General features: G+C 60.7%; 8 protein-coding genes and 1 pseudogene. All 9 read right to left on the bottom strand.

Annotation, left to right across the window (positions count from 1 at the left end; genetic code table 11):
* Positions 1–71 precede the first annotated feature (71 nt).
* The 9 genes and pseudogenes from HF886_RS20755 to HF886_RS20720 all read right to left on the bottom strand — a co-directional run bounded on the left by HF886_RS20755 (position 72) and on the right by HF886_RS20720 (position 8,879).
* Positions 72–293: a transposase gene (locus HF886_RS20755; protein WP_206039054.1), complete on the bottom strand. Its 222-nt coding sequence runs from the start codon at positions 291–293 to the stop codon at positions 72–74.
* A 276-nt stretch (positions 294–569) separates the two neighbouring features.
* Positions 570–941 (bottom strand): winged helix-turn-helix domain-containing protein, encoded by a 372-nt coding sequence (locus tag HF886_RS20750; RefSeq protein WP_169653368.1) that lies wholly within the window; start codon positions 939–941, stop codon positions 570–572.
* Between the two features lie 149 nt (positions 942–1,090).
* Positions 1,091–3,049, bottom strand: a complete 1,959-nt coding sequence (locus tag HF886_RS20745; protein WP_169653367.1) for a hypothetical protein — start codon at positions 3,047–3,049, stop codon at positions 1,091–1,093.
* A 5-nt stretch (positions 3,050–3,054) separates the two neighbouring features.
* Entirely contained in the window at positions 3,055–4,251 is a 1,197-nt protein-coding gene (locus tag HF886_RS20740; protein WP_169653366.1) for an AAA family ATPase, read from the bottom strand.
* Positions 4,248–5,036 (bottom strand): hypothetical protein, encoded by a 789-nt coding sequence (locus HF886_RS20735; protein ID WP_169653365.1) that lies wholly within the window; start codon positions 5,034–5,036, stop codon positions 4,248–4,250. The genes HF886_RS20740 and HF886_RS20735 overlap by 4 nt, the downstream gene beginning before the upstream one ends.
* A 65-nt stretch (positions 5,037–5,101) precedes the next feature.
* Positions 5,102–6,253: a site-specific DNA-methyltransferase gene (locus tag HF886_RS21445; RefSeq protein ID WP_346765431.1), complete on the bottom strand. Its 1,152-nt coding sequence runs from the start codon at positions 6,251–6,253 to the stop codon at positions 5,102–5,104.
* Positions 6,254–6,622: 369 nt separating this feature from the next.
* A pseudogene (locus HF886_RS21440) lies at positions 6,623–6,931 on the bottom strand (DNA methyltransferase); the annotation flags it as partial.
* Positions 6,928–8,691: a DNA methyltransferase gene (locus HF886_RS20725; protein WP_169653363.1), complete on the bottom strand. Its 1,764-nt coding sequence runs from the start codon at positions 8,689–8,691 to the stop codon at positions 6,928–6,930. The pseudogene HF886_RS21440 and the gene HF886_RS20725, both read right to left, overlap by 4 nt.
* The gene (locus HF886_RS20720) at positions 8,688–8,879 is read right to left on the bottom strand and encodes a helix-turn-helix transcriptional regulator (RefSeq protein WP_169653369.1); all 192 of its coding nucleotides are present in this window, start codon (positions 8,877–8,879) and stop codon (positions 8,688–8,690) included. Before HF886_RS20720 ends, HF886_RS20725 begins: the two co-directional genes overlap by 4 nt.
* Positions 8,880–9,895: the final 1,016 nt, after the last annotated feature.

Below are 9,895 nucleotides of genomic sequence, written 5' to 3'. Positions count from 1 at the left end.
GTATCCAGCACGACTCGTTGATCACTACGTCTACTGCAGAGCCGATCCGAAGTCCACCACTCCACGGGGCACTATCGTTTGAGCCGGCTGTTCTGCTCCCGCAGTTCCTTGAGTTCCTTCGCTGCATCGGCGTCCATGCCGGAGTACTGGCGCCGCCAGTTGTACAGCGTCGCCGCCGACACCTCGAGCGCTGCGGCGATTTCCTCACCGTTCTTGCCTTCCGCGGCCAACTCGTCGGCTCGGCGCAGCTTGCGCACGATGTCCTCCGCCGAGTGACGTTTGCGTCCCGCCATGATCCCTATCGTCCCTTCTTCGCCCTCACCAGGGCAATCAGGACTCTAGAACAACCCGGACCTACTCGCAGGGGACATGCCACACCGTCACCTGACGACAGGGATTTGGCGATGGGCGACTTCCCCGCCCTGACGCAGGGATGCTGCGAGGCGTCGCCCCCGACCGCACGCCAGGCCGATAGGCGCTCTTTTGTCAGGTAGGGCACAGGGATAGAACGGCATTGTTCGGTACAGGACCCGAGAGGCGTCCGCACAGGATGGCAGAATTGGGAGAGGTCATTGCTGACGACGTTGTGCCTGTCGTTCGACAAATGCGCGCAGCATGGCGGCCGACACGGCTGCGACATCTTCTTCGGTAACTAGGCGTCCGCGCTCTGTGATTACCCACAGCGCGGGGCCGACGTTTTCGATCGCTCCGATCCCTCGAAGGAGAGTGCGAGACCAAGCGAGCCGGTAATCGAGAACAGTCCGCGAGGTATTCCCTCGTCTCAACGCGACCTGCTCGGGGGAGAGGCCGAGCTCGGCGGCCACCAACTGATTGGCTTCTTTGTTCGTGATGGGGCGGTCGAGCCGCTTCATGACGACCAGCGTGGGCCACGCCATGTGGTGGTGGGAGGGAGGATTCGGAGTCTTGTTCGGGTCCGCCATGAGATAAGACTTTCATAAGGAAGTACAGTGACCCGACGCCACCGCGCTCATCTTGCGTAAGATCTCGGTCGGCGCAAGAACAGGTCGGGAATCGAGTGATACTTGCTCGATTAGGCCTACATCTCACATCTCACCGAAAGGCCCGAGGATCACAGTCCAAGGGCGCCGATCAGGCGTGGTAGCAATCCTCGGCGCGGGTCGATAAGAGCATCGCGTCCATCAGCCCATGTAGCCGCCGAGACGACGTCGGCATGCGCTGCTGGAATTCGATACTGCCGGTTCATGGACTTGGCATCGCCGATCAGTGCACGAAGTAGAGATCGATTGATGCCGGACGTGGAGTTGATTTTGCGCGCGACGGCGCGAGCTTCAGCATCCCCGAGACGACCGCGGACCGCATTGTCCAAGGTCCGGAGATAGCTGCCTAACGTCTGTCCAGGAGCAATCGCTCCTGGACTAAGTGCGGCGGCAGGCACAAAGATTTTCTCATGCAGCACACGTTCGAATGCTGCGGCCAGGCCGAGAAGTGGTCCGGAATGGTCGGCGTTGTCCGGCGCGGCACTGGCGAAGTACTCGGCCGTCACGATCATCGTCTTGGTCTCCTCCCCCAGAGAATCCCAGATCGCACGTAGCGTCATCGCCGTGTGTTTGCGGGTTGGTGCCAGCGTGGCAGGGGGCAGCGCAGCAGAGGCTCGCTGCAACGCTTCTACCGCCACAGCTTGCCGAATCTCCACCGCCCGCTCGGCCTGCGCGGTCTCATCGCCCTGAGTAGGAGTCCCCAGCAGTGCGAGAGCTCTTGACCCGAGATCGGCGGCCCGCAGAGCAACCTTTGCAGCGACAAGAAATGATGCTTGGTCATCGGACTCGGGATCGAGCCCTACTGCGTGTATCTCGCCGTCATCGGTACTGGTTAAGGCGAAGTCGGTGGCGTGACCTGGGCTGTAATACAAAATGGCACCGTGGGCGGGGGCCTCGTAGCGTAGGTTCCCGAAGTAACCAAGCAGTTTGTAGATCTCTTCCGTCGGCGCACCGCGGCGCCGGCGAAGTTTCGGATCGAATAGTGCAAGCCTGCGGCCGGCAATGGTGTTCGTAGTGATAGCGAGATCAGGGAAGCCTCGTAGATCACCACCCGACTGATAACTCCAGCGGATTCCTTCGGATCCGAGCGCCTTCAAGGGCGGTTGGAAGTGCAAGCTAAGCGTGCCAGCACCGATATGCCACCCGTACATTGGGCCTTTGGAACGATCAGCGAGTGTCCTTGGTGTGTGGATCGGTTCGCCGATAAGCGCAGTAATGGCCTGAGCAAGATGCTGCAGGCACCAGATTTCAAATAGTTTGGTGTCGAAGCGGTCGTCGTAGAAGCTCCACGCTTGATCGCCAACCTCGGCCACTGGCTGGCCCTGTCGGGTTGCGTCGATCCAATCGACCAGATCATGGTAGGGCTTTGGGCGGACGATGCGCCCGGCCTGCAATCGTTGGCGAACTCGGTCGAGAAGATCGGGCAGGGTGGAGCGGCGCCACACCGCCGTCGCGGGGTCGGTAGCTCCAGCGAGAGCAGGCAGGCCCACAATACGTTTGAGCGCGTAGTCGAGTCGTTTCATCTCGCGCGCTTCAGGTCCGCGAGGGGGAACCAGCCCGGTGGGCGTCGCGGCAAGGTCTCTCCGAATCCACATTGCTGCGTAAGCAGCGAGGACATTCTCGGGAGTAGCGGTTTCTCGCTCGACGAGGCGGATCGGGTAGCGTCTCGGCACACTGACCCGGCCCTGCTGACGGCTGTAACGGGCAAGGTCGAGTCGGCCACGGATGGTGCCTACCGACTCAGAACTGACCTGCGTGTAGCGGAAAGTCGGGAACGCGGCGACACCACTCAAGATCGCCAGCAATCGGTCGGCCGCCGCTAGAGACGCTCGTAGCCGTGCGGCGGCGGCGAGATCGTCCAGTGCGGGGTCGGTGCTGGTTCCCAACTGCGGTGTGACCTCAAGGTCCCATGTCGCGGCATCGGCGAAGTAGGTGACCAGCAGCGGTAGCGCGGCGTTAAGGGCTGCGCGACGGCCAGCGGCAGTGAATCGTCCGCCACCGACTTCCTCGGCGGCTACTCCGTCGCTCATACCCGTCAGTACCCAGTGGCGGATGCGTCCCGCAGATGTTGCAGCGCAGTGATGGTGTGTGGCAACGCTTTCCCAGCAAGCCACGCTTCGGCCGCCTCAAGTTGTGACGTGAGCAAGTTACCGGCTTGCGGTATAACTCGATCCGCCAAGGCTAAGTCGAGCGCATTCAATAGGCTCGTCGGACGACTGGCGTCAGTGCGGCGCAGAGCCAGTTGTCGGTAAACATCGACAATCTGTGCAGTGCCAAGTGGCCACCCGGGACGTGTGCGGTCAGGATTGTCGTAGCGAATCTCCTTCAAGAAGTCAGCGATCAACGTAGTAGTGTCCATAATGCGAGGGTCATTGACGAAGTCAGCCGCGACATCGAAATCGGGCCCACCGTAGGTCGCTTTGAACCATTCGCCAGCGCTGATGCGCGCCTGTAGTAGTTCGTCGTCGATCTGATCTTTGGTGGGAACACCGACATAGACAAACTGGAATCGCCGGGTGAGGCCTTGCGAGAACGTGTAGACGTAGTTGGTGTCGACGTCATTCATCGTGGCAATAATTCGGAATCGTTTCGGTAGCCACACGGCGCTGGTCTTCTCATCTTCACCGAACCACAGCGGGAGTGGTGTGTCGTCGCCTCCGCCGCCAAGCACGGTGTAGAGGGGACCGATGGCCTTATCGATCTCGGCGCGGCTGAACTCGTCGATGATCAGCCAGTGCGCCTGGCGGGGCTCGTTCTTTCTCTCATCTTCGTCCTGGTGCCGCGCAATGACTCCTGCGCACTCCACTGCAGCCCGAGGCACATGACCCAGCCAAGGCTCAAGAGACTCAAGCCCCATGCGCGAGGTGGGGTGCAATCCCCCGATGACGTCGTAGGTGCTCCAATCTGCGGTGGCAGTCTCCAGATGGGCGCTCGCATTGAATGCCTCAGCGAGCACATAGGCCAGCGTTGTCTTCCCTGTTCCAGGCGGTCCCTGCAGCACCAAGTGCCCCGACAGCAGCGCCACAACACATCGCTCCAGCAAAGCGTCGGCATCCGGAAGTAGCAGATGGCGGTCGCCCGCCAGCCTCCGCGCTCTGGCCGCGATTGCGGCCACATCGGCGGATTCCAGGTGCAACCCGGCTACCGTACGTGCAGCGATATAGTCGTCGCGAAAGTCGAAGAGGGCCACGTCGCCCGACGAGGTGTATTGGGATAGCGGTTCAGAGCTCATGAGCGCGGGCGCCTTCCAGAAAGACCACGAAGCAGATCGGCAGCGTTGTTTCGAACACGGCCGGTGCGGCGACACACGAAGGTGGCTCGTCGCCGAGGGTACCGTTCGCCAGGATTGACGATGGTGACGTTGACCGACTCGACTGCCCATAAGGCCGTGTCCAGCAGTGACTCACCGGCGGAGTCAGCTAATACGAGGCGATCCCCTGGACGCAGCCAACTGGCTGTAGGCGCGTTCCAGAGGTCGGCGACGATGGTTGCGGCGTCATGATCAATAGAGTGCTCGACAGGATGGACCGGAGCTGTACGCGTTTCGTACTGCTTCCTAATCCAGGGCATCAGGTTGTCCGGTTGAGCTATGCACGTCGCCGCCCGACTGTCCCACGGGTAACCTGCCTCGGCATAGCCGTCGCGCTGGGCGGCTTCGAGTGTGTCGCGTTCGATGTGCACGCTCGAAGAGCGGCCCGTAGCCCGTTTCGTCCACCCATCGAACACCGCCAGGACTCCTCGCTCGGCGTCGATTCCGAAGCCAATGGTGAGCCTTCCCGGCTCCGTGAGGAGATCTGAATCGTGGCTTCGCGTGGTCTGAATCCGATAGTTCGTTCCTGTCCGCCCTCTGCCCTCACCGGTCACCTTCCAGGCGTAAATCAGCAAGGCGAGCCGCTGCTTGCGGCGAACAAGGTCGACGCGAGTCGGATTGGGGCTCGACCCATTGACCTCCTCGCGGAGAGTTGCCACCCAACCGACCTGCTCCCAGGCCCCGATCACGTCATCTATGGCGTTCACAAGCGTTCACGTTATCAAGTAAGCCCACCCAATTCCGCACCGGGGGCAGAATTCTGGTCAACGGATCAGTGGAGGTAGTAACGGCCGCCTTCGCTAGTGAGATTCTCGCGCAGCAAACCTTCCATCGACCGGAACGATAGACCCGTCGGGTGGTGACCATTCGCTATAACGGCTCCTACTGCCAAGGAGTACAAGTACTCGAGGCTGCGCTGCTGATTGAGGTGCTCGTTCGCACCGGTCGGTAGATTCTCAAGATGCTCTCGCACAGATTTCAGAGCGATGGCCCCGGCACCGTTGAGCTCGGGAGTAGCAGTTCGCGATCCTGCGGTAAAGGTGATGACCAGGTCGTAGAAAGGGACTAGTTCGGCGCCGCTGCGTCCCTTATAGCCCTTCATCGACCGCTGCACCTTATCCAAGATGCTGACATCGGTTTGGGCGAGACCCGCTCGATCGGTTGCCGAGAGAAGCGCCGACCAGACCTTGTCGTCGGCGTTGTGGAATACCACGCTGGCGCGCGCTGTGGGCGACATGACTCGACGCACCTCGGTGAAGGCGTCTCCGAGCAGTTTCTCGTAGTCGGTGATCGTTTTGCCGCCTGCTGCCACAGGTAGTGACCGGTTGACCACGATCTCGTCGGTGAGGTCAGTGACGTCACCGAGCCACGCCTCCCACACCACGTTGCAGTCACCGTAGAACAGATTGGCGCCGAAGGGTGGGTCTGTGAAGACGTAGTCGATGCTTGAGGTGGGCAGCCATGACAGGTCGGTTGCCGATGACTGACGAGCAAGTACCAGCGCTTCGCTGTGCTCAAGACCAGGATGTGTTGCGTAGAACCGGCTGACCTGTTTGACCTGGTGACGGAAGATCTCGAAGACGTTTCCTTCGGCGATCAACTGCGGGATATACAGCGTTCCGGTCAGTGGTCGCTGTCCGCCTAATGCGTTGTAGCGGCGCATCTTCGTTGCGTGCCATGCCGTGTTGGTGAATGCGAACTTCAGCGCCGAGCGAGCGGCCGTATCGGCCACGAGGTTGATCTGGTGCCACAGTTCGCTCAACGCGAGCTTGCTGCGGTGAATCCAGAAATCGGACACGTTGTTGACGTCACGCAAGTGCAGTGCTGAGCGCCGGTACATTTCGCGTTCCGGGCCGAGGGGGACCGACGGCAGCCAATGTGTCAGCTTACGACGTGAAATGGCGACTAGCAGCGCTCGATCCACGTCGTCGGGTACACCTCGCTGGAGCGTGCGGCAGCTACTGCATGCGACCGCCTTCTCGGCGGGCTCGCTGTGCACTCCTTTGACCCCGGTTCGGGTCTGTGTGTGGCCACATTCTGCACAAGTCAACCGGCGAGAGCTCCCGCCGGTATCATCGGTCTGATCCCATACCCGGATCGGAGAGTGACAGTTTGCGCAGTCGTGTACGTCCGTCCAGATGAGATGCCTCAGCATGTCCTGCCGCTGACAGGTTGGACAAGACGATGTGTACAGCTGGGACTCCACCGACGCTGTCGCCAGCAGGACGGACCGGAGCGCCGACGCGAGGATGTCAGGATGTACCGGGTGAGTGTGGTTATGCGCTAGATGCACCGCTCCGGGGGCCAAGTCCGACAGTACCGCTCGCCGCTGAGTTCCTAGGGCGGCAAGGCCGGTCATTCCGGAGCCGCAGAACGGGTCGAGTACAACTCCTCCAGGTTCGGTGCTGGCGAGAATAAACGGTTCGATCGCGGCCGGTGGCACTTTCGTGGGGTACGTGTGTACCTGGTAGGCGTTGCTGCCCTTGCCCGCAGACGCTGTCGCAGGGATTGCGCGACGGGCCGGCCCGCCTGCAGCGGTCAGGAGAGCGTCCAGCGCCGGATCGACCACCGCGGAATCTCGTGGAATAGCTCGCTCCGTCATGCCATTTCCTCCGTGTCGCGTGGTTGTGTGGCCCAGGTGCCGGCGTTGTTGATGAAGTGCGCTTCGAGCAAGGCCTCGACGTCACGGTAGGACCAGCCGGTCAATGGCCCACCTCGTTCTAGCAGTAACCGCATGACGAATGAATGGATGTAGGGCGTTGTCCGGCGCCGCGGCGGGGCAGTAGCCAAGAGCTCACCTATCGCTGCCACCAACGTCGTTTCCTCGACGGGTGCAACTACCTTCTTCGCAACACGCCGCCCGCTCTTGCCGGCGACAGTCCTCAGGTGGAGCACGAGGTCGAAACTCGAGACCCGTTCCTGGTCGGTGATTTGCTTGATGCCTTTGAAACTAGGCTGAGACTTGTCGAACGCGATCGCAGATTCCAGGGACAGGTCGGCGCTTTCGATAGCCCGTTCGAGGCTGCTCCACACTGCGTCGTCGCTGTTATGGAACATCACGCTCGCCCAAGCGCCAGGTTTAAGGATTCGTGCAACCTCGGAGAAGCTCGACGCCATCAATTTCTCATAGTCTTGCAGCGTTTTACGCCCATGCTCGATGGAGAGAGACGTCGATACCACCGCTTCCTGATCGGTGGCCGTAAAGGCATCAAGCCACGCTTCCCACAAGAACGACGCGTCCGAATAATAGATGTTGGCGCCAAACGGTGGGTCAGTGAAGACATAGTCGACCGATTTGTCTTCGACGCCGGTGAGTTCTGTAGCCGATGATTGATTAACAGTGCACGAACCTGGCGCATCAACCAGGGCCTGCTTCAACTTGGCGACAGCAGCGAACTTCCGCCGCAACAACGAGAAAACATTGAACTCATAGGTAAGCGAGGCAATATAGAGGGTCCCTGACAATACATTCGTGGGCCGTTTCGGGTTCCACTGATACCGACGGGATGCCCTGTTGACGATCGCCGTGACAGCAAAACGCATGGCAGAGCGTTCAACTGACCGATTGGCACCTTCCCACACCGCTGCCAATGCTTGTAGGTTGCGGTCGGTAAAGAAGTCAGCCGCCGTCGCGATTCCCAGATCGCGGTGCTGGCCGCGCCACATTTCTCGCCAACTATCCAGCGGGGCGGTCGGGTACCAGTCAGTGATGTCAGACCTGCGTGACCGGGTTGCAGCCCGCTGCTCCTGGAGCGTGAGAGGCCGTTGCTCGCGTTGTCGACATGTCGGGCAGGCTACCGACACCAGGACCGGTGAGCCGTCCATGATTCGAGCCTTCGCCTTCCGGAACTCCGCCGCGCACCGGGGACAGCACAAGGTCTTGGAAAGGGTTCCGTCATTTTGGCGTGCTGCGTCCCAGAACAGAATTTGCTCTGAACAGGACGGGCACTCGAGTGTGTCAGACCAAACGGTGTACTCGATGCGAGCGGAAGCCGCGCAGTGTCGACAGGTTGTTCCGTATAGAACCTGTTCCAGATCTGCCAACTCGTTGAGTAGCGTAGTTGAAGCCGCTTTAATCGCGGCAGGGTCCGCTTTCGTGGTGTGCCCCGTCGCGATGTGCACAGCAGCAGGCGATAGATCTGACAAGATGCCTCGTCTGCCGGCAAGGAGGCATGCTACGCCGATCATGCCCGAGCCGCAGAATGGATCTAGGACCACGTCACCGGGGTCGGTGTAGTGCTCCAACATCGGAATGACGCCCTCTGGAGGAACCTTCGTGTGATAGCTGTGCGTGCGGTAAAAGATCGAGCCCTTACCACCCGTTACTTCACGTCGGTAGGGCTCGTTGACCACACGCGTCATTTTGTACCTACCCCTCCGCCGAACCGAACCAGCATCTCGATCCCGAGCGCCTCCGCTACTCTTGACACAGTCGTCATAGTGACCTCATGTTCACCGGTCTCCCAACGCGCGACAGTCGACTGCGTTGAACCAATTCGAGCCGCCAATTGGTGCTGAGTTAACCCGGACGACTCGCGTGCGGTTCGCATCGCCTCAGCGATTTCTTGCGGTGTTGCTCGGCACTCTAGTCGCGGACGTGGGGAGGTTTCGGTGACTGACACAGCTCTCATACTATGAGCTGATGCCGACAGAGATGACGAGCGACATGCCGCCAAGGCGGCCCATCCCGCCGTAGACGCAGTTCTCCCGCTCGCTCTCTTGGTGTGTGACCATCGGTGGTCGTTCCCCCGACGAAGTCTCTACTGCGGGTTGACAGAGGCCAGAGTGAGGCGCCTCTGGGGAGGGGACCCGAGGCGAAGTTTCGCTTCGTCACCAGCCGTGTGGTGAGCGTCTCGATAAGCAACGCGCGGTCAGACTGATATATACGCGGGCTGGTTACCGCAGGACGGGGTTCGGCCGGATCGCATCCGCGTGTCTCGAACCCGAGCCCAATCGAAGCTCGATCGGCCGTTCCGACGTGCTGGTGAACTTCGACTACCGCGCCTCTAACGGCCAACCGAGGTGATCAACGAATAGATAGTAGCTACATCGTTCCGCTCGGAGTCTTCGACCTGGCCCATGAGGCTTTTGATCCGAAGGTGCATCGTTACGGGAGTGCCATAATTCGTGAGGAATACCTCACGGTGAGGCGTCGGAGTGGGACGCCGATGCAGGTACTCCACCAGAGCAGAACCGGCATCGCCGGGGATGGGCAGATCGAGGATGTTGCCGCCTTTGGCCCGCACTTTCAGGTGGGGGGTGTGCCCAGGCGATGTCGTCGAGACGTAGTCCGTCGGCTCCGCTGGCGCGTAATCCGAGGCGGAACATCGGGATCAGCAGAACGTAGTCGAGGACTTTGCCTAGGGATACCGAATCATGCACGGAAACGGGGCGTATCCGGGGGTGCTCGATACCCGCGATTCCTATCGCTGGGTGGTGCTACCAATGGTAGGGGCCTTGACGCTCGCGCAGGATGCGAGCCCTTCCATGTCAGGGCCCCGGCAAAGTCGTGTAATTGCATGTCAGATGGTGTGAAGTAGCTCGATCGGCCGGTGTGGATCACGAC

It is taken from the genome of Rhodococcus sp. 105337 (genome assembly GCF_012844225.1).
Lineage (GTDB): Bacteria > Actinomycetota > Actinomycetes > Mycobacteriales > Mycobacteriaceae > Rhodococcus.
Note: the sequence above shows the minus strand (reverse complement) of the source record. Positions and strands in the feature narration are given on the sequence as shown.

Excerpts from the sequence above, each read along its gene's own strand:
- HF886_RS20720 (WP_169653369.1), bottom strand. The coding sequence starts at position 8,879 with ATGCGAACCGCACGCGAGTCGTCCGGGTTAACTCAGCACCAATTGGCG.
- HF886_RS20725 (WP_169653363.1), bottom strand. The coding sequence starts at position 8,691 with ATGACGCGTGTGGTCAACGAGCCCTACCGACGTGAAGTAACGGGTGGT.
- HF886_RS20755 (WP_206039054.1), bottom strand. The coding sequence starts at position 293 with ATGGCGGGACGCAAACGTCACTCGGCGGAGGACATCGTGCGCAAGCTG.
- HF886_RS20750 (WP_169653368.1), bottom strand. The coding sequence starts at position 941 with ATGGCGGACCCGAACAAGACTCCGAATCCTCCCTCCCACCACCACATG.
- HF886_RS20740 (WP_169653366.1), bottom strand. The coding sequence starts at position 4,251 with ATGAGCTCTGAACCGCTATCCCAATACACCTCGTCGGGCGACGTGGCC.
- HF886_RS20745 (WP_169653367.1), bottom strand. The coding sequence starts at position 3,049 with ATGAGCGACGGAGTAGCCGCCGAGGAAGTCGGTGGCGGACGATTCACT.